The following is a 23,659-nucleotide window of genomic DNA, read 5'->3' on the forward strand; positions in this document are numbered from 1 at the left end:
CCTCGCCCCGGCGCGAGGAATAGCCTCAGGACACACCTCGCGAGCGGCGCCATTCCGGCTGCTCACCGGGGTTGGTCCAGTCGATTCGAGGAACGTGAGGGAGGTGGCACCCGTGAAGATCTTCACCTATGAGCGTCTGGCGGCAATGCCCGCTGCCCACGCTCCGTTGTCGGCTGTCCGGGTGGCCCTCACGGCCCCACGACCGTCGGTTCCGCAGGTGCACCAGGTCCGGGTTCAGGCCGAGCTGACCCTGACCCTCGTGTCCGCCGGAGTCGATGGGACCAGCGGCAGCACGGGCATGGGCATTCAGGGCGCCAACAAGCGCACGGATGTCCGCGGCGTTCCACCTCGAGGTAGACCGGTCTGACCATCAGACCAACCGGCTCACCTCGAGGCCGCGGAACCCGCTTACCGGGATCCGCGGCCTCAGTTTTTTGCCCCGCCGAAGTACGTCGGAATGCGATCCACGAGATCGAAGTGTGAGAGAGAGGTGACCGGGCGATGAGTCTGGCGTTGGCCCCCCTCGACGTGAGTGTCGAGATGGAGGCGAACCTGCCCTGCCGGAAGTTCGACCCCGACCTGTGGTTCTCCGACTCGCCTGCCGAGCTCGAGCTGGCCAAGTCGCTCTGCGGGGACTGCCCGCTGCGCGTCGAGTGCCTGGCTGGAGCGGTTGAGCGAGCGGAGCCGTGGGGCGTCTGGGGCGGCGAGATCTTCGAGCGTGGCGCGGTCGTTCCGCGTAAGCGGCCCCGTGGTCGTCCGCGCAAGGAGGACGTCGCACGTGACGCCGCGCTCCGGGTCGAGGCCGAGGCGCGCCTGGCAGCCAGTGGGCTGTCCGAGGTGCGTGGCGCGGTCCGGCTGGCAGCCTGACATGTTCCCGATCCGTACCAACCACGTCGGCGTCACGCCGGCACCGAGAGGGAAGACGATGATGAACGTCCCGAATGGAGCTTTCGAGATGCAACTACTCCACGAAGCGTTGTCCCGGGCTCGAATGCGCCGGCCTCAGGCCGGTCGTACCACCACGCGCACTGAGGCAACCCGATCCGCCCTTGACGTCGCCATGAACAGCCGTAACCAGTCGGCACGCGACCTGGGCGTTCTCTAGTACCACCGCGATAGCAAGGGGCGGGTGCCACCGGCACCCGCCCCTTGTCGCTGCCCGACTCCGATCAGGCCACCGGGGCGAAGCCGGGCAGCCAGCGCTCCAGGATGCCCCGGTACGGGGCCTTCGCCTCGAGCTGGCAGAGCACCCCGATCGACCCGAGCGTCACCCGGTGGATGAGCAGGTACGACGGCGGCAGGTTGAGCTTGCGGCTCAGTTGGTAGGTGGGGGAGCGGGGGCTGGCCAGTCGGGCCGCCTCGCCCCGCAGCCAGGCCCGGGTGAACCGGAACTCGTCGGCCGCGATGGGCTCCAACATCGGGCGGATGAAGTCGAGCACGCCCTCGGCGTCGATCTCGTCGGTGGCCCCGATGAACCCCTCGTCCCGCAGCCCCGTCACCACCCCGTCGGCGTCGCCGCGCAGAGCCCGCCCGGCGATCCGACCGATCGGCTCCGGTGTGCCCTCCGGCATCCGGGCCACCGCGCCGAAGTCGATCACACCGAGCCGGCCGTCCGGCAGCAGCCGGAAATTGCCCGGGTGCGGGTCGGCGTGCAGCAGACCGGCCCGCTGCGGCGCGGACAGATGCAGGGTGGCCATCAAACGGCCCGCCTCGTCCCGCTGCTCCTCGGTGCCCTCCCGGATGATGTCGGCCATCGGGGTGCCCGTCACCCACTCGGTGACCAGCACCCGTGGCGACGTGGAGATCACCGCCGGGATGAAGATCTCCGGGTCGTCGGCGTACGCGACCGCGAAGGCGCGCTGCGACTCGCCCTCCAGCTCGTAGTCCAGTTCCTCGGTGATCCGCTCGCGCAACTCGACCAGGAGCGGTTTGACGTCCAGGCCGGGCTGGATCGCCCGGAACATCCCGCCCAGCCGGGAGAGCTGCTTGAGGTCGGCGAGCAGAGCGTCGCCCGCGCCGGGATATTGGATCTTGACGGCCACGTCGCGGCTGTTCGGCTCGCCCGACGGCGCGTACCCCGGCTCCCGCCACCGCGCCCGGTGCACCTGCCCGATGCTGGCGGCGGCGGCCGGCGTGTCGTTGAACTCGACGAACCGGTCCCGCCAGTCCGGGCCGAGCTGCTCGGCCAGCACCTTGTGCACGCTGGCGACCGGCAGCGGCGGCGCGGCCTCCTGGAGCTTGGTCAGCGCCTGGCGGTAGGGCGCCGCGATCTCCTCCGGAAGCGCCGCCTCGAACACCGACAGCGCCTGGCCGAACTTCATCGCTCCGCCCTTGAGCTGGCCCAGCACGCTGAACAACTGCTCGGCGGTGCGCTGCTGGATCTCCGCGGAGATCACGTCGGAGGCGAGCCCGGTGACGCGCTTACCCATGCCGAGGACGGTCCGACCGGCGAAGCCGAGCGGCAGAGCGGCGAGCTTGGCGGTCCGGGACACGGCCCGGCGCGGGATGTCGGTCACTCGGTCATTGTTACCGACCGAAGGGCCCCGGTGCTGCTGTGCGGCCGGGCTGGTGCGTACACCCGGCTCCGCGAGCACGCGCACGCCGGGTGCGGTGGCCAGCCTCGGCGGCGAAACCTCCCGGCACCGGTGATCTCCGTGGCGCCACCGAGCGTCTCCGGGTTACCGCCGTCGAGCTGCGTCAGGGCCTCGGTCAGCGCGTAGGCGGTGGCCGCCAGCAGCGTGCCGGTCGCGACGGCGGCCACTGGGCCGGCGGCGGCGAGCTGGGCGGCGAGCCGTGGCCAGTCCGGGTCGCGGTCGGCCCGGTGCAGCTCGACGCAGTGCAGGCAGGGCCCGACGGGCGGCCGGACCAGCGGCCCGATGACCGGTATGCCACCGCGCAGGGTGACCAGCAGGTGCGGCTGGCGGCGCTGGGCGAGACCGGCGGCGAGCAGGGCGGGCGGACGGTCCGTGCCGAGCTGGATCACCAGGGTGACCCGGGTGGCCCGGCCCGGCTGGGTGCCGGTACCCGGCGCGACGCGGCGGACCGCGGCGCTCACCGCCGGGGCCAGCGGATGACCCAACTCGGCGGCGGGGATGCCGGTGCCGACCAGATCCACGGGGCGTACCGGGCCGGTGAGCTGGGGGATCACCTGCCCGACGCCGGACTGGGCCAGCGCCACCGCCAGCGGCCCACCGAGCGCACCGGCACCGGTGAGCAAGACCCGGGCGGTCAGCCGCCGACGCAGGACCTGCGCGGGGGTGCCGGGGAGCCGGGCCGCGGCCAGGGCCAGCGCACCGGCCTCCGCGGCGAGCCGGGCTCGGACCGGGCCGGCCAGGTCGCGGGGGAGCAGGCTGTGCGCGGGCACCAGCAGGCCGGCCGTACGCAGGGCGTCGAGCAGGGTACGTGCCTCGTCGGCAGACACCCGTACGGTCCCGGCGTGGGCGAGCACGGCGCGTTCGCTGCGGGTGCCGTCCAGCAGGTCGAGCAGGTGGGCTGCGCGTGGATTGGTCAGCTCCAGCAGCACGGCGGGCCCCGGGCCGACGCCGAGTTGGAGCGTGTGCCGGTCTCGCCAGAGTCGGCTGAGGCCGGGCAGCAGAGTGGGCCGGGGCAGTGTGGTACGGCTCATGATGACGAAGGGTGAGCGCTTCCCTGCCCTGCGTCGATCGTTGTCCACAGGCGGCCGGGCCGCTGTCCAGCGCTGTCCACAGGTTTTGCCGGGTTATCCACAACCGGGCGGTAGCTCTGTCGGCCACCCGACAGAGCTACCGATCACCGCCCAGAGTGGCCTGCCGGCAGGGCAACGGGGGGCGGGGTGGCCGTCGGCCACCCCGCCCCCCGTGCACCCGTTCGGGTCAGACCACCTTGGCCTTGCCGAGGATGCGGTTCACTGTTGTGCCGCATACCGGACACTTGCCCTTGGCCATGTTCATTCCGGTCTTCGAGACCTCGACGTGCCCCTCGAAGTCCCGCTTCTCCTTGCACTTCACGCAGTAACCGTTGTAGGTCTGGGCCTGGTCGGCCACGGTGCCCTCCTCGTCTCGTCCGCCGGTAAATGCCGTCCCGGCGGGTTGCCCGGCGGCGGGCCACGCGGGGCGCCGGCGCTGGGTCTCACTCCACGGCCACCTTCGTGACCGCTGGTCCGCGGACCCTACCCAGGTCTGGGCGGTTCCATGTCAGCTGTGCATCGACACTGTGAGCAAGTCGACGTCGAGAGTGTGCATGGCGAATTAGGTCGGATAAGTCAGTTTGGCGGGGACACGCCGGCTAAACCCTCTTAGCCACCCATGCGAGTGCCCCCGCGGAGGCGTCGACCGCGGTGATCACCTACGGTGGAGGGCGGCCGTGCGACACCCTGGTAGGCGTTCACGAAGGGTGACGAGCCGGCATCGCGGTGCCCTGGCCAAGAAAATTTCGGGACGCCGGGCGACCAATCACCATCTTCCGGGCGCGTGTCGGGTGGTTGACCCTTGCGGACCCCTGGTCAGTACGCATTAGCTTTCCCTCGTGACACGTAGCCGAGGCTGCGCGGGCCAGTGATGGCGGGGACGCGTAAGCCGGTCGTCGAGGTACGGCGCAGCCAGCGCCGACGACGCACGGTGTCTGCGTACCGCGACGGTGAGCGGGTCGTCGTCCTCATCCCGGACCAGTTCTCCCGGGCCGAGGAGAGCGAGTGGGTCGACCGGATGCTGGCCCGGCTCGCCGCCCGGGAGGGCCGGCTGGCGCGGTCCGACGCCGAGCTACTGGCCCGAGCCACCCGGCTGATCGACCTCTACCTCGCCGGATACGGCGCACGGGCGGTGCCGGCGAGCGTCCGGTGGGTCACCAACCAGAACGGTCGGTGGGGCTCCTGCACGCCCGCCGACCGCAGCATCCGGATCTCCCACCGGGTGCAGGAGATGCCCGAGTGGGTGATCGACTACGTGCTGTTGCACGAGCTGGCCCACCTCATCGTGCCCAGCCACAACGCCCGGTTCTGGGCGCTTGTCGGCCGCTACCCCAAGGCGGAGCGTGCCCGTGGCTACCTCGAAGGCGTGGCCGCCGCCTCCGGCGCCCCACTCCCCACCTGACCTTCCGGCCGGCCGTTCGCCGGTTCGGGGCGCTAGGGTCGGACCGTGGCACGACGAGTGGTGGTGGCGTTGCTCGGGCCGGTCCAGTGGTCACCGCCCGGCGTCGACCGGGCGGAATGGCGGGCCGCGCTCGCCGAGGACGTCGTCGACCTGCTCGCCACGCTCAACGAGGTGGAGATCGCCGTCGCGGTGACCCCCGCCGACCGTGCTCTGGCCGATGCGGTGGTCTGGCCCGGCACGGCCGTCCACGAGGTTCCCGAGCCGACGCCGAACGCGGTGTTCGCTGCGGTGCAGGGCTACGACCAGGCGGCGGTGCTCGCCGGAGACGTGCCGGACCTGCCCGGGCTGACCGTCGGCAAGCTGCTGCGTCCGCTCACCACCCGACCGGTCGCGGTCGCTCCGGTGGAGGGCGGCGGGCCGGGCCTGCTCGGCGTGGCCGTACGGCTGCCCGTGCCGGGCTGGCTCCCCCCGCTGGATCTGGACACCGGGACGGCCGCCGACGTGCGGGCTGGTGCTCCCCGACCTGGTGATGTGGCGGTCACCGCCGGCTGGCGGCGGCTGCGCGGCCCGGCCGACCTGGCGACCCTGGACCCGGCCTTCGAAGGTTGGGAAGCCACCCGCGCCCTGCTCTCGGGCTCTGGCAGCCCTCGCTGACCGTTCCGGTCGGGCGTGTCCCGACCGGTCAGCGCGCACCGTGGAGCGTTATACCTGTGAGGCATAAATATGACTCACAGGTATAACGCTCAACGAGGCAGGTATGGCCGGGCTGGCCGCCGGCAAGACCGCTGACCTGTGTCAGGGCTTGGTGTCGTCGTCGGTGTCGTCGGGCTCGCCCGGCGCCTTCTCCTGCACCCCGCCGGGCGCGGTGAAGTCGAAGTTGTCCAACTCGCTCAGGTCCAGGTCGGCCATCGCGAAGGCGACCGGGTCGGCGAAGTCGTCCTCCGACGGAAGCAGGTCCGGGTGACCCCAGACGGCGTCCCGGCCGGCGATGCCGCGGTGCTCGGTGAGCGCGGCCCAGAGCGCCGCCGCCTCGCGCAGCCGGCGCGGGCGCAGTTCGAGGCCGACCAGTGCGGCGAAGGTCTGCTCGGCGGGACCGCCGGCAGCCCGGCGACGGCGGAACGCCTCACCCAGCCGAACGACGTTGGGCAGCCGGTCGCTCGCGGCGCTGTCCACCACGTGGCACACCCAGCCCTCGACCAGTGCGAGTGCGGTCTCCAACCGGGCCAGCGAGGCCTTCTGCGCCGGGCTGTCCTCCGGCGTGAAGATGCCCTCCAGGGCGATGGCCTGCATCGACTCCGGGTCGGTCGGGTCGACCCGACCCATCGCCTCCTCGATCGCCTCCCGGTTGACGCGAATGCCCGAGGCGTACATCTCGACGGCGCTGAGCACGTGCCCGCGCAGCCACGGGACGTGCTGGAACAGCCGCTGATGGGCGGCCTCGCGCAGCGCCACGTAGAGGCGTACCTCGTCTTCGGGAAGCTCCAGGCCCTCGCCGTACGCCCGGATGTTGGCCGGGATCAGCGCGGCCGTGCCGGCCGGGCCGAGCGGCAGCCCGATGTCGCCGGCGGAGAGCACCTCCGCGGCGAGCGAGCCGAGGGCCTGACCCAGCTGGCCGCCGAAGAGCGCGCCACCGAGGGTGGCGACCATCGACTGCATCGGGCCGAGCTGGGCGCGCGCCTCCGGTGGCACCAGGTCGCCCATCGCGCCGACCATCCGGCTGGCCACCGGGTCGCAGAGCTTGCGCCACACGTCCAGCGTCTTGAAGATCCACTCATTGCGGTTCCAGGCCACCGGGGACTGGATTCCCGTGGGCCACGCGGAGGCGGGCTCCAGCCACAGGTCGGCGAGGCGGAGCGCCTCCTCGACCGCGTTGCGCTCGTAGGGCGACACCGCCGGGTCGCCGGCGGCGGCGAGTTGGCTGGCCGCCACCTGCCGGGCCAGGTCCCAGTTGACCGGCCCGCTGCCCGGCGCGGAGAGCAGGTGCTGCAACTGCGACATGAACTGCTGCATCTGCGCGGGATCGTTGGGGTCTGGTGGTTGCCCACCCGGGAGCGCGAAACCGAACGGAATATCAGGCACGACGTCTACGGTACGCGCGCCGCGCCCCAGGTCGCCGCCGCCGGCGTTGCGCTGAGGGCGAAGTCGCGCGGCACATCCGGCGGGCGAGCCTCGACCGGTCGGTACGCTCTGCCGCATGAGACGTCGTGGCCTGACGGTCCTGCTCGGTGCCCTGTTCACCGCACTGCTGAGTATCGGGGTGCTCCGCGTGCCGATTCCCTACGTGGTGCTCGGCCCGGGCCCGACGGTCAACACCCTCGGCACGACCGACGGCAAGGAGGTCATCCAGGTCACCGGCCGGGAGACCTCGACCTCCGCCGGTCAGCTCCGGCTCACCACGGTGGGGGTGCAACCCACGGTGCGGCTCCGGGCGGCGATCGCCGGCTGGTTCTCGGACGACGAGGCGGTGGTGCCGCGCGAGCTGGTCTACCCGCCGGGGGAGTCGCAGGAGCAGGTCGAGCAGCGCAACGCCGAGGACTTCAAGGTGTCGCAGACCAGCGCCGAGACCGCCGCGCTGACCGAGCTGGGCTTCCCGGTGCAGGTGGTGATCAAGACGGTGGCCGGTGACGGCCCGTCCGCCGGGGCGCTCAAGCCCGGTGACGTGGTCACCTCGGTCGACGGGAAGCCGGTGCCGTTCGCCGCGACGCTCACCGAGCTGATCCGGGCCAAGCCGGCCGGCACGGCGCTGACCATCGGCTACACCCGGGACGGTGCGCCGGCCACCGCGAAGGTGACCAGCCGGGAGCAGGACGGCCGGCCGCGGATCGGCGTCGAGATCGACCAGCAGCAGCCGCACCCGTTCACGCTCGGCATCGACCTGGAGGACATCGGCGGCCCGAGCGCCGGGCTGATGTTCGCCCTCGGCATCGTGGACAAGCTGACCCCGGCCGACCTCACCGGTGGAAAGGTCATCGCCGGCACCGGCACCATCGACGACGAGGGCACGGTCGGCCCGATCGGCGGGATCGCCCAGAAGCTGGTCGGCGCGAAGCGCGCCGGGGCCAAGGTCTTCCTGGTACCGGCCGACAACTGCGCCGAGGCGGTGCGCAACCCGCAGCCCGACCTGCCGCTGCTTCGGGTGGCGTCGTTGGACGAGGCGCTGACCGCGCTGGAGACGCTGCGCGCGGGAGGCCAGCCGACCCGCTGCTGACCGGTGTGACCGTGCCCCGCCACGTTCAGGAACACCCCGTACTCTGAGTCCCTGGTCGGAGCCGATCACATTCGAGCGTGCGGAGCCAACAGTGGTAATGCGTAGCAGCAGCCCCCTGCCGAAGATGAGCCGGCGCGGACGCGTCACCATCGCAGTCCTGGTCGGGGTGTTCGTGCTCTTCACCCTGCTCGGCTGGGGTGTCCAGGCGTGGACGGACTGGCTCTGGTTCGACGAGGTCCGCTACACCGAGGTGTTCACCGGTGTGCTCGTCACCCGGCTGCTGCTCTTCCTGGCCATCGGCCTGGGCATGGCGGTGATCGTCGGCGGCAACCTGTGGCTCGCCTACCGGCTGCGCCCGCGGCTGCGTCCGCACTCGGTCGAGCAGGCCACCCTGGAGCGCTACCGGATGGCGCTCAGCCCACGCCTGGGCACCTGGATCTCGCTGACCGCCGCCGTGATCGGTCTCTTCGCCGGCCTCTCCGCGCAGAGCCGGTGGAACCAGTGGCTGCTCTTCCGCAACGGTGGCGACTTCGGGATCAAGGACCCGGAGTTCGGCGTGGACGTCGGCTTCTACGTCTTCCAACTGCCGTTCTGGCGTTACCTGCTCGGGGTCGGCTTCACGGCGGTGGTGCTGGCCGTGGTCGGCGCGTTGGCGGTGCACTACATCTTCGGCGGGGTCCGCCTGCAGGGCGTCGGTGACCGGATGAGCAACGCGGCCCGGGCGCACCTGAGCAGCCTGGTCGCGGTCTTCGTGCTGCTCAAGGCCATCGCGTACGTGCTGGACCGGCGGGCGATGCTGCTGGAGTACAACGAGGGCACCAAGCTGTACGGCGCCGGGTACGCCGACGTCAACGCGCTGCTGCCGGCGAAGGAGATCCTGGCCTACATCTCCATCGTGGTGGCGATCGCGATCATCGTGTTCTCCAACGCCTGGATGCGGAACCTGGTCTGGCCGGGTATCTCACTCGCCCTGCTCGGCGTCTCCGCGGTGGCCATCGGTGGCATCTATCCCTGGGCGGTGCAGACCTTCGAGGTCAAGCCGAGTGCCAAGGCCAAGGAGGCGCCGTACATCCAGCGGAGCATCGACGCCACGCGTGCCGCGTTCGGGCTGGCCAGCACGCAGACCACCCCGTACGCGGCGAACAACCTCACGCCACCGGCCAACCTGGCGACCGACACCTCGGTCGTGTCGAACGTACGGCTGCTCGACCCGCAGTTGGTCAGTGAGACGTACACCCAGCTCCAACAGGTGCGTGGCTTCTACGACTTCGGCCCGAAGCTGGACATCGACCGGTACGGGGTGAACGGCAAGACCTCCGACTACGTGGTCGGCGTCCGGGAGATCAACTACGGTGAGCTGACCGACCAGCAGAACACCTGGATCAACCGGCACACCGTCTACACCCACGGCTTCGGCCTGGTGGCGGCCCCGGCGAACCAGGTGGTCTGCGGCGGGCAGCCGTTCTTCGTGTCCGGCTTCCTGGGCGAGAAAACCCAGGAGGCGTGCTCCTCGCAGACCGAGCAGATCCCGGCCAAGCAGCCGCGCATCTACTACGGCGAGCGGATGAACGACGACGACTACGCGATCGTCGGTCAGGCCGACCCGGAGAAGAAGGCCGAGTTCGACCGGCCGGTCGGCGACGGTGGCGGCGAGTCCTACACCTACACCGGTGAGGGCGGCGTGGAGATCGGCTCGTTCACCCGGCGGCTGCTCTACGCCATCAAGGAGCAGGAGTCGAACTTCCTGCTCTCCGGGGCGGTCAACAAGGACTCCAAGCTGCTCTACGTGCGTAACCCGCGGGACCGGGTGGAGAAGGTCGCGCCGTTCCTCACGCTGGACGGCGACCCGTACCCGGCGGTGGTCGACGGCCGCGTGCAGTGGATCGTCGACGGCTACACCACGGCGGCGACCTACCCGTACGCCGAGCGGGTCAACCTGCGCGAGGAGACCACCGACGAGCTGACCGGTCGGGGCACCTTCCAGCTGGCCCGGGAGAACGTCAACTACATCCGCAACTCGGTCAAGGCCACCGTCGACGCGTACGACGGCACCGTGAAGCTCTACGAGTTCGACGACACCGACCCGGTGCTCAAGGCCTGGAACAAGGCGTTCGGCGGGGACCTGGTGCTGCCGAAGAAGGACATCCCGGCCGAGTTGGCCGAGCACCTGCGCTACCCGGCGGACATGTTCAAGGTGCAGCGCAACCTGCTCACCAAGTTCCACGTGACCAACCCGGGTGACTTCTACTCCGCGCAGGACTTCTGGCAGGTGCCCAACGTGCCGGACGCACCGGACAGCGGCCAGAAGCAGCCCCCGTACTACCTGTTCACCGAGTTCCCCGGCCAGGAGGGTCCCCGGTTCCAGCTCACCTCGGCGGTCACGCCGATCCGCCGGCAGAACCTCGCCGCGCTGATCTCCGGGTCGTACATCGACGGGCAGCCTCGGCTGGAGGTGCTGGAGTTGCCGGACCAGACCCGGATCTCGGGCCCGGTGCAGGTGCACCAGCAGATGACCAACAACGCCAACATCCGCCAGCAGCTCAACCTGCTCTCCAGCAACCAGGCGCAGGTGCAGTACGGCAACCTGCTCTCGCTGCCGTTCGGCAACGGCATGCTCTACGTCGAGCCGGTCTATGTGAAGAGCAACCAGCAGGACGCGTACCCGCTGCTGCAGAAGGTGCTGCTCTCCTACGGTGACGGCGGCTCCTTCGTGGCGCTCGCCGACAACATCAACGACGGCATCAAGCAACTGGTCGACCAGGGCAAGCGGGCCGGGCAGGGTGCGCCGCCGCCCACCACCGGCGGTAACCCGCCGCCGTCGACCGGGGGTACCCCGCCCACCAGCCCACCGCCGCTGATCGGTGAGTTGGCCGCCGCGGCGGATCGGGTGCAGACCGCGATCACCGAGGTCCGGGCCGCGCAGACCTCCGGCGACTTCGAGCGGTACGGTCGCGCGCTCAAGACGCTGGACGAGGCGCTCACCGCGTTCCAGCAGGCGCAGCAGGCCGCCAACCCGACCGGTACGCCCAGCGGCAGCCCGTCGCCCAGCGGCAGCACGTCGCCGTCGCCGAGCGGCAGCCCGAGCGCGGGCGGCTGACTCCAACCGCCCGGAGCAGCATTCGGAGCCCTCGTCGTCGGACCACACCCGGTCCGGACGGCGGGGGCTCCGACGTGTGCGGCATCTGTCGACCGCGATATATCCGGCCGGCCTGCAACCAGCGGCACCGGTCCGCCGTCCTCCTTGCAACGGGGCGATACGAGGGGGACCAGTCGTGCGGGACGCGCAGAGCTTCGACGACTTCTACCGCAGCACGGGGCGGCGGATGGCGCGGTACGGCTATGCGGTCACCGGTGACCACACCGAGGCACAGGATCTGGTGCAGGAGGCGTACGCCCGGGCTTGGCGGCAGTGGGGGCGGCTGTCGGCGCATCCGGCGCCGGAGGCGTGGCTGCGGCTGGTGGTGTCCCGGTTGGCGGCCGACCGTTGGCGTCGGCTGCGCAGCATGCGCGCCGCGCTGCGGCTGGCCGGGCCCCCACCGGCGGTCCCTGGGCCCAGCGAGGACAGCGTGCTGCTGGTCGGGGCACCGCGCCAGGTGCCGGCGACCCATCGGCAGGCGTTGGCCCTGCACTACCTGTTCGACATGTCGGTCGAGGAGATCGCCCAGGAGGTCGGCGCGCCCGTCGGCACGGTGAAGTCCTGGCTCTCCCGCGGCCGGGCCCGACTCGCCGCGTTGCTGCCCGATCTCGCCGTCGTGAAGCTGGAGGCCAACGATGTCGCGTGAACTCTCCGACCTGTATCGGTCTCTCGCGGCCGACGCCGACGCTCGCGATCTGGGCGTCCCCAACGTACTGCGGCAGCGGGCGGATCGCAGGGCACGCCTGCGCGCGGCCGGGAGCACCCTGGCCGTGGCGCTTGTGGTGGGTGCCGTGGTGATCGGTACCCAGCTGGTCGGCACGCCGCCGCCGGACACCGTACCCCCGCCGGCTGGCACACCGACGCCACCGCCGCTCCCGACGCCGACGCCGAGCGAGACTCCCGCTTCGCCGCCGCCGACCACCTCGCCGATCTCGCCCGGCCGACCTGCGGGTACGACCGCCGCGCCGCCCCGCACTCCGACCAGCATCCCGGATCGGGCGTTCTTCGTTCTCGCGTCGACGAACCGGACCGGCTACGAGCCCACATTCCTGAAGCGGGAGGTACTGCCGGCCCTGTGCGGCGCCGGCTATCCGAGCGAGGCCGCGGTCGTGCAGCGACGGACCCGTTCCCTGGTCTACAAGCTGGCGAAAACTCCCGAGAGGTACGGCCCGGACGGCAGCTACACACACTCCATCACCATCTATCGGACCGGGCGTGCCGACGATGCGATGAATGAGCTGCGCCAAGCCGTGCGCGACTGCCCGGAGCAGGAGGTGCCGGCCGGCGACGCGTCGGTGCTGAGCAAGCAGCGGATCCTGAGCACCGGCGGGTACGGCGACGAGTCGGTGCTGTTCGAGACGCGGAGGCCGGCTGTGGACATCAACGGTGACGCGACCGGCGGGGACCAGGCCCGGCTGGTTCGGGCGATCCGGGTCGGTGACGTCGTGACCGTCCTCTGGGAGATCGGCTGGGAGACCGGGTCGAGCCAGCGAGCACAGGTCGACGCGGACAGTCGCCGTGCGGTCGCGGCGATCAGGGATTGGCTCGTTTGAGCCCGATGAGCCGGATCGCGATCCGGCGGATTCGAATGTCGTTTTGCGGGGCCCGGGGGTGGTGCGCTACGGTTAGCGAGCCGACGCGGGGTGGAGCAGCTCGGTAGCTCGCTGGGCTCATAACCCAGAGGTCGCAGGTTCAAATCCTGTCCCCGCTACGAGAGAAACACCAGTTCGAAAGCCCGTCTCCGGATCGCCGGGGGCGGGCTTTCGACATTCCTGGGGGCTGGCGCTGGCGCTGGCGCTCTCAGTGGACGGCGACCCCCGCTGATCATTACTGGGACCGATGGGTTAGGGTTAACCAGTCGACGCGGGGTGGAGCAGCTCGGTAGCTCGCTGGGCTCATAACCCAGAGGTCGCAGGTTCAAATCCTGTCCCCGCTACCACTGAAAGTGATACAAGCCCGGCCCCCACAATGTGGGGGCCGGGCTTGTTTGATGCTCCTACCTGAGGCCGAAGGCCGCGGCCTCGGTCCCCTGATTTCGGCGTGGACCGACGTGCCCAGGTTGCGCCCTTCGGCGAGGATGGGCGCATGTCTTCCTTCGGCAAGTGGTGGGGCCGCCTCAGCGCGGTCTTCGGTGCGGTCGTACTGGCGGTCTTCGTGCCGGTCGCGGCCTGGGCGTCCACGGGTACCGGCGAACTGGTGGTGGAGGCTGCCCGGCGGCGCTCCCGCGGTGGCAGCGGCTTCGGCTTCATCGGTCTGCTCTGCTGCCTGGTGGTCGTGGCGATCATCGTGTTCCTGGTGCTGCGGCTGACCCGCAACCGCCGCAACGGTCCGCCGCGCTGACCCCGATCCCCGATCGGCCGGCCGCCGCGACCACCGGCGGCCGCCGACGGGCCGGCTACCGGTGGGTCACGCCGCGAGGGCAGCGTTGGCCTGGGCGAGGAACCGCGCGGTGGCCGCGCGGGTGCCCGCTTTCCCGGAGCGGATGCTCTCGGCGGCGGTGACCAGCAGGGTACGGACGTTGGCGTGGCCCTTCGGCGGCGGCGCCGGCGCCGGCCCGAGTTGTTCGGCGATGCTGGCACCGAATGCGGCGGCTCGCCGCTGAGCCGGGTCGGTGATGCTGCCCTCGGTATACCGGCGGACGGCGAGACTGGCGTTGAGGCCGCGTTCGTGGCCGAGGACGGTGCCGGCCTCACCGTTCGTGGTCAGGAAGTTGATCACGTCGGTGACGGTGTCCGGGTGGCGGGTGCCGCGGAACGCAGCCCAGTACATCGACGCGCGCGCCCACTGGGCGCCCGGCGGGCCGGGGAAGCCGACCACGCCCAACTCGGACTTGGTGAGCTTCTGCAGCTCTGGCAGCTGGTGCGACCAGGCGAAGGAAGCGGCGGTCAGCCCGGTGACCACCAGTTGCTGGGCCGGCTCCCCGCTGTCGGCCTGCTCGACCAGCGCCGCGCCCGGGGTGGCCCGCGCGCCGCGGGCCCGCTGCCACAGCTCGAACCAGCCGATCAGCTCGTCCGGGCCGAAGCCGAGCTGGCGACCCCGGTAGAACTCGCCGCCCTGTGAGCGGAGCCAGAGCCAGAGCGCGCGGTAGTCGCCGGACGGGTCCATGGTGCCGGCCACCTGACCGTCGCTGGCCTCGGTGACCTGCTCCGCCCAGGCGATGTAGTCCGTCCACGGCATCCCGCTGCGTGGCTCGGGCACCCGCAGTTCCTTGAGCAGGTCCCGGTTGAAGACCACCGCCGCGAGGGTCTGACCGCCGGCCACGGCCATCGTCCGCCCGTCGACCGTGCCGTAGCGGATCAGGCCCTCCGGCAGCCCGCGCAGGTCCAGCCGATGATCGGCGACGCGCTCGCTGAGGTCGAGGATGACCTGGCGCTGGGCGTACTCGGTCAGCATGGCGTCGTCGAGCTGGATCAGGTCCGGCACGTTGCCGCCGGCGGCCTGGGTGGCGAGCCGGTCGTAGTAGCCGTCGGCGCTCTGCCAGGTGACCCGGAAGGTCACCCGGGGGTTGCGCTCCGAGTAGAGCCGCAGCACCTTCTCGGTGAGCTCGGCCCGCTTGGTCCCGCCCCACCAGAAGACCGACAGCTCGACCGGCCCGTCCTGCGTCGGTGTCCCGGCGTCGTCGCTACAGCCGGCCAGGCCGCCGGTGGCGAGCAGCGGGGCACCGAGCAGCGCGGTGAGCACTCGGCGTCGGCCCGGGTCGGCGCCGAAGCGGTCGATCGGGGGTCGAACAACGGGCACGGGGGTCTCCTGGACCTGCGGGGGCGGCGGTGGGACCATTCACGCAGGCAGCGCATGAAGGTGTCAACGTCCGTCTGGTCACCCCCGGCATGGGTGGTCGAATCAGGTCCTCCGATGCCGCGTGGTGTACTAGGGCGCGTGGAACTTCTGCACTCGGGCAAGGTCCGGGACGTCTACGCCGACGGCGACGACCTGATCCTGGTCGCCTCGGACCGCATCTCGATCTACGACGTGGCGCTGCCGACGCCGATCCCGGACAAGGGTCGCCTGCTCACCGCGCTCTCGCTGTGGTGGTTCGAGCAGCTCGCCGATCTGGTGCCGAACCACGTCATCTCGGCCACCGACGTACCGGCGGAGTTCGCCGGGCGGGCGATCCGTTGCCAGCGGCTGGACATGGTCCCGGTCGAGTGCGTCGCCCGGGGCTACCTCACCGGTGGCGGCCTGCGGGAGTACGAGAGCACCGGCGCGGTCTCCGGCGTACCGCTGCCCCGGGGGCTCGGCGAGGCGTCCATCCTGCCCGAGCCGATCTTCACGCCGTCGAGCAAGGCGCCGTTCGGCGAGCACGACGAGCCGATCACGTTCGCCGACGTGGTCGACAAGGTGGGCGAGGCCACCGCCGAGCGGCTGCGGCAGATCACCATCGACGTCTACCGGCGCGGTGCCGAGCTGGCCGCCGACCGGGGCATCCTGATCGCCGACACCAAGCTTGAGCTGGGCTGGGCACCGGACGGCACCCTGGTCCTCGGCGACGAGTTGCTGACCTCCGACTCGTCGCGGTTCTGGCCGGCCGAGTCGTACCAGCCGGGACGGGTGCAGTTCTCCTACGACAAGCAGTACGTGCGGGACTGGGCCACCGGCAGCGGCTGGGACAAGCAGGGCCCGGCACCGGACCTGCCGGCCGAGGTGATCGAGGCGACCCGGGCCCGCTACATCGACGTCTACGAGAAGCTCACCGGCAACCGCTGGGAGTGAACGCGGCGGTACCGGCTCACTCCACCCAGTCGAGCGTGCGCTGCACGGCCTTGCGCCAGTTGTGCAGTTCCCGATCGCGAAGCGCCGGGTCCATGGCGGGGGTCCACTCGGCGTCGGAACGCCAGTGCGCGCGCAGGGTGGCCAGGTCCGGCCAGAACCCGACCGCCAGACCGGCCGCGTACGCGGCGCCCAGGCAGGTGGTCTCGGTGATCCGGGAACGGACCACCGGTACGTCGAGCACGTCGGCGAGGAACTGCATGAGCAGACCGTTGGCGGTCATCCCACCGTCCACCCGGAGTCGGCGCAGTGCCACGTCGGAATCGGCGTTCATCGCGTCGACCACCTCGCGGGTCTGCCACGCCGACGCCTCCAGCACCGCCCGGGCCAGATGCCCCTTGGTGATGTAGCCGGTCAGTCCGGCGATCACGCCGCGCGCGTCGCTGCGCCAGTGCGGGGCGAAGAGCCCGGAGAAGGCCGGTACGACGTAGCAGCCCCCGTTGTCGTCGACGGTGCGGGCCAACTCCTCCACCTGCGCGGCGGTCGAGATCAGCCCGAGGTTGTCCCGCAGCCACTGCACCAGTGACCCGGTGACCGCGATCGCCCCCTCCAGCGCGTACGCCGCGGGTTGTCCTTCGATCCGGTAGGCGACGGTGGTGAGCAGGCCGTGCGTCGAGGGGACCGGGCTCGCCCCGGTGTTGAGCAGCAGGAAGCTGCCGGTGCCGTAGGTGCACTTCGCCTCGCCCGGCTGGAAGCAGGTCTGGCCGAACAGGGCCGCCTGCTGGTCGCCGAGCGCGCTGGCCACCGGCACCCCGGCTAGCACGCCGGTGCCGGTGCCGTACACCTCGGCGGAGCAGCGGATCTCCGGCAGCATCGCCGCCGGCACACCCATCGCGTCCAGCAGTTCCGGGTCCCAGTCCAGGGTGGTGAGATCCATCAGCATGGTCCGGCTGGCGTTGGTCACGTCGGTGACGTGCGCGCCGGTCAACTTCCAGATCAACCAGCTGTCCATCGTGCCGAAGAGCACCTCGCCACGTTCGGCGCGCTCGCGCAGGCCGTCCACTTCGTCCAGCAGCCAGCGCAGCTTCGGCCCGGCGAAGTAGGTGGCCAGCGGCAGGCCGGTGCGGGTGCGGAACCGCTCCTCGCCGTACGCCTCGGCCAGCTCGCGCAGCAGCGGCCCGGTCCGGGTGTCCTGCCAGACCACGGCGTTGGCCACCGGGCGGCCGGTGGCCCGGTCCCAGACCACGGTGGTCTCCCGCTGGTTGGTGATGCCCACGGCGGCCAGCCCGGCCGGGTCGGTGCCGGCGGCCTCCAGTGCCTCGGTCACCACCTGCTGGACGTTGTCCCAGATCTCCTCGGCGTCGTGCTCCACCCAGCCTGGTCGCGGAAAGATCTGCCGGTGCTCGCGTTGGGCCGCGGCGACGATCTCGCCGGCCCGGTCGAAGACGATGCACCGGGAGGAGGTGGTGCCCTGGTCGATGGCGGCGACGTACTGGGGGGTCACCGCAGCACCGTACCCGGCGCGGCGGCGCGGTGCGACCGGCGTCACGGCCGGTTTCGGCCTGCCGCCCACCGGTGCCGGCCGCGTCGCCTACGATCTGCGAACGTGCGCGACATCGCCGTTTTCAGTGGTACCGCCCATCCCGAACTCGCCGCCGAGATCTGTGCCCACCTGGGGGTGCCGCTGCATCCGGTGCGGGTGTCCCGGTTCGCCAACGACTGCCTCGAAGTGCAGTTGCAGGCCAACTGCCGCGAGCGGGACGTCTTCCTGATCCAGCCGCTGGTGCCGCCGGTGCAGGAGAACCTGGTCGAGCTGCTGTTGATGATCGACGCGGCGCGGGGCGCCTCGGCCGGCCGGATCACCGTGGTGCTGCCGCACTACGCGTACGCCCGCTCGGACAAGAAGGACGCGCCCCGGATCTCGATCGGCGCCCGGCTCGTCGCCGACCTGCTGACCTCGGCCGGGGCCGACCGGGTGCTCGCGATGACCCTGCACTCGCCGCAGGTGCACGGCTTCTTCAGCGTCCCGGTGGACCACCTGCACGCGTTGCGCGAGCTGGCCACGCACTTCAAACGCTACGACCTGAGCGACACCGTGGTGGTCTCGCCCGACCTGGGCAACGCCAAGGAGGCCGCGGCCTTCGCGCGGTTGCTCGGCACGCCGGTGGCGGCCGGGGCCAAGCAGCGGTTCAGCGACGACCTGGTCAAGATCAGCGCGGTGATCGGTGAGGTCACCGACCGGGACGTCATCGTGTTGGACGACGAGATCGCCAAGGGCAGCACGGTCGTCGAGCTGATGGAACACCTGCGTGGGCTGAAGGTCCGCTCGATCCGGCTGGCCTGTACGCACGGCCTCTTCTCCGGCGACGCGCTGCGTCGGCTCAGCGAGCAGGACGGCGTTCTGGAGATCGTCTGCACCAACACGGTCCCCATCCCGGACGCCAAGCGGGTCCCGGAACTTCAGGTCCTCTCGGTGGCGCCGGCCCTGGCCGAGGCCATGCGCCGGATCCACAACGGCGAATCCGTCTCGGCCCTCTTCGCCTGATCACGGCCGCGCGAACCGCCCGATCGCGGCCGTAAGTCAGCGGTGGCTGGGGTTCCGGCTGGGCAGGCCGGTGGTGATGCGGACCGTGGTGCCGGCGGCGCCGGTGACGACCTCCATGTCGTCGGTCAGCTCGCGGGCCAGCCAGAGCCCCCAGCCGCCGGCGGTTTCCGCGGCGGGCCGGCGTCGGTCACCGAGCCGCTGCGGGCTGATCCCGTGCCCGTGGTCGGCGACCTCGCAGACCAGCAATTCCGGCTCCCGCCAGAGCCGCAACCAGCCCAGCCCGCCACCGTGCCGCACCGCGTTGGTGATCAGCTCGTTGATCGCCAGCACGAAGTCGTCCAGCCGTTGGCCGGTCAGCCCGGAGGCATGCGCGCAGGAGGTGACCGAGTGTCGAATCTCGGTCACCTGGGCCTGGTCGAAGGCCTCGGCGATCAGGAGGGCGGGGTCGATGGGCACAACCGTACGCGGTGCGGGCTGCTCTGGGTTCGTCATGGCCCCGTCCCGACGGCGGTTCTCGGAGTATTTCGCGGCTTTTCCACCGTACGTCAGGCTTTCTTGATCCGCACTCGCCGGTCACCGGCCAGCCGGTCGGCTGTGGCATCGTGACCGCCATGCCGTCGCCGCCGGGTGGGTTCGAGGTGCCGCTCTGGCGCGCGCTCACCGTGTTCCGAGTGGCTTCGCTGGCGTACGTCCTCGTGCTGGCGGTGCGTGACGCCGACCGGTACGCGCACCCGTTCGCCGTCGCCGCCCTGATCCTCGTGATGATCGCCTGGACCGGCGCGACTGCGGTCGGGTACGCCCGGCCGGCCTGGCGGCGTTGGCCGCTGCTGCTGGTCGACCTCGGGGTGGTGATGGCCATCGTGCTGGCCAGCCCGTGGGTGGTCGGCCGGGCCGCGCTCGCCACCGGCGTACCCACCATGGGGGTGGCCTGGATGGCCGGCCCGGTGCTGGCCTGGGCCGTCTCCGGCGGCCGGCGGCGGGGCACGGTCGCGGCGCTGTTGATCGCCGGCGCGGACCTGGCCACCCGGGGGCGGATCGGCCAGTCCTCGTTCACCGGGCTGATCCTGATGCTGCTCGCCGGGGTGGTGGTCGGGCACGTGGCCCGGCTCGCGGTGACCGCCGAGGAACGGCTGCAACGCGCCGTGGAGCTGGAGGCGGCCACCCGCGAGCGCGAGCGGCTGGCCCGGGGTATCCACGACTCGGTGCTCCAGGTGCTTGCTCTGGTGCAGCGGCGCGGGGCGGACCTGCCCGGCGAGGCCGGCGAACTGGCCCGACTGGCCGGCGAGCAGGAAGCCGCGTTACGTGCCCTGATCGCCGGCGCCGCCCCGGCCGGTGCCACCGACCCGGGCGGTCTGGACGCGGCCGACGGCGGGGCGGTGGACCTGCGTACCCTGCTCGGCCGGTACGCCTCGCCGGCGGTGTCGCTCTCCGCGCCGGCCACCCCGGTGCCGCTACCCCGGCAGGTGGCCGGGGAGTTGGCCGCCGCGACCGGCGCGGCCCTGGACAACGTGGGACGGCACGCCGGCGGGCGTGCCTGGGTGCTGATCGAGGACGAGGGGGCGACGGTGACCGTGTCGATCCGTGACGAGGGGCCGGGCATCCCGGACGGCCGACTGACCGAGGCCGCCGCGCAGGGGCGGCTCGGCGTGACCCAGTCGATCCGGGGCCGGGTGGCGGACCTGGGCGGGACGGTCCGGATCGTGTCGGCCCCCGAGGCCGGCACCGAGATCGAGTTGACCGTGCCGAGGGCGCAGCGGTGACCGCGGTCCGGGTGATGGTGGTCGACGACCATCCGATGTGGCGCGAGGGTGTGGCCCGTGACCTGACCGAGGCCGGTTTCCTGGTGGTGGCGACCAGCGGCGAGGGCCGGCAGGCGATCCGGGTGGCCGCCGCCGCCCGGCCCGACGTGGTCGTCCTCGACCTGCAGCTACCGGACGTCTCCGGGGTCGAGGTGGTGCGCGGGCTGCGCGCGGTGCTACCCGAGGTACGGGTGCTGATGCTCAGCGCCAGCGGCGAACAACAGAGCGTCCTGGACGCGGTCAAGGCGGGAGCCACCGGCTACCTGGTCAAGTCGACGGCACCGGGCGAGTTCCTCGACGCGGTACGCCGTACCGCGGCCGGTGATCCGGTCTTCACGCCCGGCCTGGCAGGGCTGGTCCTCGGCGAGTACCGCAGGCTGGCCGCCGGGAGCGGGACGGCGGGAGGCGCCGGGGCTGCCGATGGCTCGGAGACCGGCGCGCCCCGGCTCACCGAGCGCGAGACGGAGGTGCTGCGTCTGGTGGCCAAGGGACTGTCGTACAAGCAGATCGCGCAGCGCCTGGGGCTGTCGCACCGGACGGTGCAGAACCACGTGCAGAACACCCTGGGCAAGTTGCAGCTGCACAACCGCGTCGAGCTGACCCGGTACGCGATCGAGCGGGGCCTGGACGACTGACCCGGTCAGACCGAGCGCGGGGGTTCGGTCTCGTGGACGGCCAACTCCTCGGCGGTCGCTCCGCCGCCAGCCGTCCCGGCGTCGTACGCCACCGAGTCGGTCTCCTGGTCGGTGTGCGCCCCCTCGTCCGGTTCCACCAGCCGGCCGACCGTGGCGTCCGCCGTCGTGCCGAGCTGGCCGTGGTCATAGAGGGAGACCGGCGAGTTCGGATCCGAGGTGGGCCCCGGGTCCATCACGTCGGCGTCCAGCTGGGCCTCGGCGGCGGCCTCCACGTTGTCCGCCTCGAAGGCGATCTTCGGGTCGACCGTGCCGGCCAGCGGGTCGTCCACCGGGCGTTCGTAGCTCTCCCGCTGGAGTTTGTAGTCCAACGACTCACCGTCGAGCTGTTCCTCGGCGGTGGTCCCGAACCGGTCCACCGCCACCGGCGTCCGGTCGCCGGGCAGCTGGGCCGGCTCCGGGCCGTCCGCCTCGCGCCCGGTGAGCACGTCGTCGTGGGCGGTCGAGTCGTCGTCGGCGGTGTCGGGCAGCCCCTCCGCCTCGGTGTCGGACAAGGGGGTCGGGAACTCGTTGTCGCGCATGTCTGATCTCTACCCGCTGCCCTCCCGCCATAACCGGCGCACGGCCCGTCGTGCGGTGGCGAAACGGATCCCAGGGCCGGAACACCCCGTCAGCCGAGGGCGGCGGCCTCGTCGTCCGGGTGCAGCACGCACCAGACGACCTTGCCGTCCGGCACCACGCTGCTGCCCCAGCGGCGGGACACCGTGTCGATCAGCAGCAACCCCCGGCCACCGCTGCGGTCCGGCGGCGCGAGCCCGGCGAACGCCGGCCGGCGCGGGGAGTGGTCACGAACCGCCAGATGCAGGGTGTCGTCCTGCGGCGCCAGCCGTACGGTCATCGGGGTCCGGGCGTGCGCCACCACGTTGTTGACCATCTCGGTGACGGCGATCGACGCCGGCTCGGCCAGCGTCGGCAGGTCCCACCGCTGGCAACCGGTCGCGATCAGCTCGCGGGCCTGGCGGGCGGCCTCCACCGTCGGGACCAGCTCGGCGATGAGCACCGCCGCGAGCGGCGCGGCGGCGACCGCGGCGAGCGCGCCGTCCAGGGTGGGCCAGGCCGGCACACCGGCCAGCGCCCCGTCGGCACGGCCAGGCCCGGCGACCGCCGGATCGCAGAGCAGCAGGTCCGCGGCGGGCCAGTCGGCGACCTCCCGGCGCACCTCGGCGAAGACGTCCCGCCCGGCGAGGTCCGCGACCCGCAGACCGGTCACGTCGGCCACCACCGGGCCGGGCCGGTCGCAGAGCCGGGCGAGCAGCGCGTCCCGGACCGCGTCGGCCCCGGCGACGTCGAGCACACCGGTCAACCGGACCACGGCGGACGATTCGTCGATCTCCACCAGGCAGCGCCCGTCGGTCGGCATGATCGCCCCATGGTGCGACCCGGTGACGGATGGCGCATCCGGACGCTCCATGCCGGCCATCAGCGGTCCAGCCGGGAGCGGCGGTTCATCGCCGCCAGCGTGCCGACCGCGGTGCCGGCGGCGGCGAGGCCGAACGCGGCCGTCATCCGTACGAGCTGCCGGCGTCGGCCGTGCCAGCCGCCGTCCCGGCGGGCCTCGGCGTCGGCCTGGAACACGTTGCCGCTGCTGTCCAGACGCGCGCCCGGGCCGAACTGGGTGTGCCGGGCGTACCAGCCGAGGGTGCGCTCCATCAGCGCGGGCGCCAACCGCCACTGCAGGCCGATGAGCCGGCCGACCCCGCCGGCGTACGCCTCGCGCCGGGGCCGGCGCAGGAGCCGGACGATGGTCTCGGCGACCACCTCCGGCGGATAGACCGGCGGCGGTGGCATCAGCTCGCGCCCGCTGTGGTTCGCCGCGTGCCGATAGAACGGGGTGTCGATGGTGGCCGGCAGCACGGTGCAGATGGAGATCTGCCCCCGGCCGGTGACCCGCAGCTCCTGACGCACGGTGTCGGCGAGGCCCCGGATGCCGTGTTTCGTGGCGTTGTACGCCGACTGGTAGGGCATCGCCACCTCGGCCAGCACCGAGGCGTTGTTGATCAGCACTCCGCCGCCGGCCGCGCCGAGGTGCGGCAGTGCGGCCCGGATGCCGTGCACGGCACCGAGCAGATTCACCTCCAGCACCCGCCGGAACTCGGCGACCGGAATCTCGTCGAACAGTCCCACGGCGCTCACCGCGGCGTTGTTCACCCAGGCGTCGATGTGGCCGAACTCGGCGGCCGCCCGGTCGGCCAGCCGGAGTACCGATTCCAGATCGGTCACGTCGGTCGGTACCACCAGCGCACGGCCGCCCAACTTCCAGCATTGCTGCGCCACCTGCCGCAGAGCGGGCTCGCTGCGCGCGGCCAGCACGACAGCGGCGCCCCGGCGGGCCAGCGCGTAGGCGGTGGCCGTGCCGATCCCGCTGGAGGCACCGGTGATCACCACGGTCGAATCGTCGAGGCTGCGGGTCAGCGGCATTCCTGATCGGTACCCCCGGTCGGGCCAGGTCATGCGGGCGGCCGGACATCGATCATCACGGGATCTTTCGCGCGGCGGCGGCACGAGG

The 23,659-nt window shown here is 71.8% G+C and carries 23 protein-coding genes and 2 tRNA genes; 15 read left to right on the forward strand and 10 right to left on the reverse strand.

Annotated elements, in window-relative coordinates:
* Positions 1-112 precede the first annotated feature (112 nt).
* Both ACFQGL_RS02290 and ACFQGL_RS02295 read left to right on the forward strand, forming a co-directional pair.
* Positions 113-367, forward strand: coding sequence for a hypothetical protein (locus ACFQGL_RS02290; RefSeq protein WP_377504469.1), 255 nt, complete (start codon positions 113-115; stop codon positions 365-367).
* 134 nt (positions 368-501) lie between these two features.
* A complete protein-coding gene (locus ACFQGL_RS02295; RefSeq protein ID WP_074314263.1) occupies positions 502-867 on the forward strand; it encodes a WhiB family transcriptional regulator in 366 nt (121 codons plus the stop codon).
* Between the two features lie 302 nt (positions 868-1,169).
* On the opposite strand, the gene ACFQGL_RS02300 is transcribed toward ACFQGL_RS02295, so the two are convergent.
* The 3 genes from ACFQGL_RS02300 to ACFQGL_RS02310 all read right to left on the reverse strand — a co-directional run bounded on the left by ACFQGL_RS02300 (position 1,170) and on the right by ACFQGL_RS02310 (position 4,022).
* The gene (locus ACFQGL_RS02300; protein WP_377504472.1) at positions 1,170-2,516 is read right to left on the reverse strand and encodes an ABC1 kinase family protein; all 1,347 of its coding nucleotides are present in this window, start codon (positions 2,514-2,516) and stop codon (positions 1,170-1,172) included.
* Complete coding sequence (locus ACFQGL_RS02305; RefSeq protein ID WP_377504475.1) at positions 2,513-3,625, reverse strand: TOMM precursor leader peptide-binding protein; 1,113 nt, start codon at positions 3,623-3,625, stop codon at positions 2,513-2,515. The genes ACFQGL_RS02300 and ACFQGL_RS02305 overlap by 4 nt, the downstream gene beginning before the upstream one ends.
* A 226-nt stretch (positions 3,626-3,851) precedes the next feature.
* Positions 3,852-4,022 (reverse strand): DUF5679 domain-containing protein, encoded by a 171-nt coding sequence (locus ACFQGL_RS02310; RefSeq protein ID WP_377504478.1) that lies wholly within the window; start codon positions 4,020-4,022, stop codon positions 3,852-3,854.
* A gap of 513 nt (positions 4,023-4,535) precedes the next feature.
* Here ACFQGL_RS02310 and ACFQGL_RS02315 point away from each other — a divergent pair.
* Together ACFQGL_RS02315 and ACFQGL_RS02320 are read left to right on the forward strand one after the other, a co-directional pair.
* Complete coding sequence (locus tag ACFQGL_RS02315; protein ID WP_377504481.1) at positions 4,536-5,066, forward strand: M48 metallopeptidase family protein; 531 nt, start codon at positions 4,536-4,538, stop codon at positions 5,064-5,066.
* Between the two features lie 45 nt (positions 5,067-5,111).
* The gene (locus ACFQGL_RS02320) at positions 5,112-5,720 is read left to right on the forward strand and encodes a hypothetical protein (protein ID WP_377504484.1); all 609 of its coding nucleotides are present in this window, start codon (positions 5,112-5,114) and stop codon (positions 5,718-5,720) included.
* A 141-nt stretch (positions 5,721-5,861) separates the two neighbouring features.
* On the opposite strand, the gene ACFQGL_RS02325 is transcribed toward ACFQGL_RS02320, so the two are convergent.
* Positions 5,862-7,076 (reverse strand): zinc-dependent metalloprotease, encoded by a 1,215-nt coding sequence (locus ACFQGL_RS02325; protein WP_377504696.1) that lies wholly within the window; start codon positions 7,074-7,076, stop codon positions 5,862-5,864.
* A 184-nt stretch (positions 7,077-7,260) separates the two neighbouring features.
* On the opposite strand from ACFQGL_RS02325, the gene ACFQGL_RS02330 reads away from it, so the two are divergent.
* From ACFQGL_RS02330 to ACFQGL_RS02360, 7 genes are all read left to right on the forward strand, one after another.
* Positions 7,261-8,274: a YlbL family protein gene (locus tag ACFQGL_RS02330; RefSeq protein WP_377504487.1), complete on the forward strand. Its 1,014-nt coding sequence runs from the start codon at positions 7,261-7,263 to the stop codon at positions 8,272-8,274.
* Positions 8,275-8,365: 91 nt separating this feature from the next.
* The gene (locus tag ACFQGL_RS02335; RefSeq protein ID WP_377504490.1) at positions 8,366-11,371 is read left to right on the forward strand and encodes a UPF0182 family membrane protein; all 3,006 of its coding nucleotides are present in this window, start codon (positions 8,366-8,368) and stop codon (positions 11,369-11,371) included.
* A gap of 175 nt (positions 11,372-11,546) precedes the next feature.
* On the forward strand, positions 11,547-12,056 hold the full coding sequence (locus ACFQGL_RS02340) for a SigE family RNA polymerase sigma factor (protein ID WP_377504493.1): 510 nt from the start codon (positions 11,547-11,549) through the stop codon (positions 12,054-12,056).
* A complete protein-coding gene (locus ACFQGL_RS02345) occupies positions 12,046-12,963 on the forward strand; it encodes a hypothetical protein (RefSeq protein WP_377504496.1) in 918 nt (305 codons plus the stop codon). The genes ACFQGL_RS02340 and ACFQGL_RS02345 overlap by 11 nt, the downstream gene beginning before the upstream one ends.
* Before the next feature lie 84 nt (positions 12,964-13,047).
* Positions 13,048-13,121: transfer RNA gene (locus ACFQGL_RS02350), tRNA-Met, on the forward strand.
* Positions 13,122-13,272: 151 nt separating this feature from the next.
* Positions 13,273-13,349 (forward strand) — tRNA-Met (locus ACFQGL_RS02355).
* A 146-nt stretch (positions 13,350-13,495) separates the two neighbouring features.
* Entirely contained in the window at positions 13,496-13,750 is a 255-nt protein-coding gene (locus ACFQGL_RS02360; protein ID WP_377504499.1) for a hypothetical protein, read from the forward strand.
* Between the two features lie 66 nt (positions 13,751-13,816).
* Here ACFQGL_RS02360 and ACFQGL_RS02365 read toward each other — a convergent pair whose 3' ends face one another.
* Positions 13,817-15,148 carry an ABC transporter substrate-binding protein gene (locus tag ACFQGL_RS02365; protein WP_377504502.1) on the reverse strand — a complete coding sequence of 444 codons (1,332 nt, stop codon included), beginning with the start codon at positions 15,146-15,148 and terminating at the stop codon, positions 13,817-13,819.
* A 138-nt stretch (positions 15,149-15,286) separates the two neighbouring features.
* Between ACFQGL_RS02365 and ACFQGL_RS02370 the strand changes: the two genes are divergently transcribed.
* Positions 15,287-16,120 (forward strand): phosphoribosylaminoimidazolesuccinocarboxamide synthase, encoded by an 834-nt coding sequence (locus tag ACFQGL_RS02370; protein ID WP_377504505.1) that lies wholly within the window; start codon positions 15,287-15,289, stop codon positions 16,118-16,120.
* A gap of 16 nt (positions 16,121-16,136) precedes the next feature.
* On the opposite strand, the gene glpK is transcribed toward ACFQGL_RS02370, so the two are convergent.
* A complete protein-coding gene (glpK, locus tag ACFQGL_RS02375) occupies positions 16,137-17,621 on the reverse strand; it encodes a glycerol kinase GlpK (RefSeq protein WP_377504508.1) in 1,485 nt (494 codons plus the stop codon).
* Positions 17,622-17,723: 102 nt separating this feature from the next.
* Here glpK and ACFQGL_RS02380 point away from each other — a divergent pair, with 102 nt between their 5' ends.
* Positions 17,724-18,662 (forward strand): ribose-phosphate diphosphokinase, encoded by a 939-nt coding sequence (locus ACFQGL_RS02380; RefSeq protein ID WP_377504511.1) that lies wholly within the window; start codon positions 17,724-17,726, stop codon positions 18,660-18,662.
* Between the two features lie 36 nt (positions 18,663-18,698).
* Here the strand turns inward: ACFQGL_RS02380 and ACFQGL_RS02385 are convergent, their stop codons facing one another.
* Positions 18,699-19,154 carry an ATP-binding protein gene (locus tag ACFQGL_RS02385; protein WP_377504514.1) on the reverse strand — a complete coding sequence of 152 codons (456 nt, stop codon included), beginning with the start codon at positions 19,152-19,154 and terminating at the stop codon, positions 18,699-18,701.
* 119 nt (positions 19,155-19,273) lie between these two features.
* Between ACFQGL_RS02385 and macS the strand changes: the two genes are divergently transcribed.
* Both macS and ACFQGL_RS02395 read left to right on the forward strand, forming a co-directional pair.
* Positions 19,274-20,422, forward strand: a complete 1,149-nt coding sequence (gene macS, locus ACFQGL_RS02390; RefSeq protein ID WP_377504517.1) for a MacS family sensor histidine kinase — start codon at positions 19,274-19,276, stop codon at positions 20,420-20,422.
* Positions 20,423-20,436: 14 nt separating this feature from the next.
* The gene (locus ACFQGL_RS02395; protein ID WP_377504699.1) at positions 20,437-21,096 is read left to right on the forward strand and encodes a response regulator; all 660 of its coding nucleotides are present in this window, start codon (positions 20,437-20,439) and stop codon (positions 21,094-21,096) included.
* Positions 21,097-21,101: 5 nt separating this feature from the next.
* On the opposite strand, the gene ACFQGL_RS02400 is transcribed toward ACFQGL_RS02395, so the two are convergent.
* The 3 genes from ACFQGL_RS02400 to ACFQGL_RS02410 all read right to left on the reverse strand — a co-directional run bounded on the left by ACFQGL_RS02400 (position 21,102) and on the right by ACFQGL_RS02410 (position 23,571).
* Entirely contained in the window at positions 21,102-21,674 is a 573-nt protein-coding gene (locus ACFQGL_RS02400) for a DUF5709 domain-containing protein (protein WP_377504520.1), read from the reverse strand.
* Between the two features lie 89 nt (positions 21,675-21,763).
* A complete protein-coding gene (locus tag ACFQGL_RS02405) occupies positions 21,764-22,513 on the reverse strand; it encodes an ATP-binding protein (protein ID WP_377504523.1) in 750 nt (249 codons plus the stop codon).
* 59 nt (positions 22,514-22,572) lie between these two features.
* Positions 22,573-23,571 carry an SDR family oxidoreductase gene (locus ACFQGL_RS02410; protein WP_377504526.1) on the reverse strand — a complete coding sequence of 333 codons (999 nt, stop codon included), beginning with the start codon at positions 23,569-23,571 and terminating at the stop codon, positions 22,573-22,575.
* Between the last annotated feature and the right edge of the window lie 88 nt (positions 23,572-23,659).

Origin of the sequence: Micromonospora vulcania, assembly GCF_042658605.1 — a bacterium.
Classification (GTDB): Bacteria; Actinomycetota; Actinomycetes; order Mycobacteriales; family Micromonosporaceae; genus Micromonospora; species Micromonospora vulcania.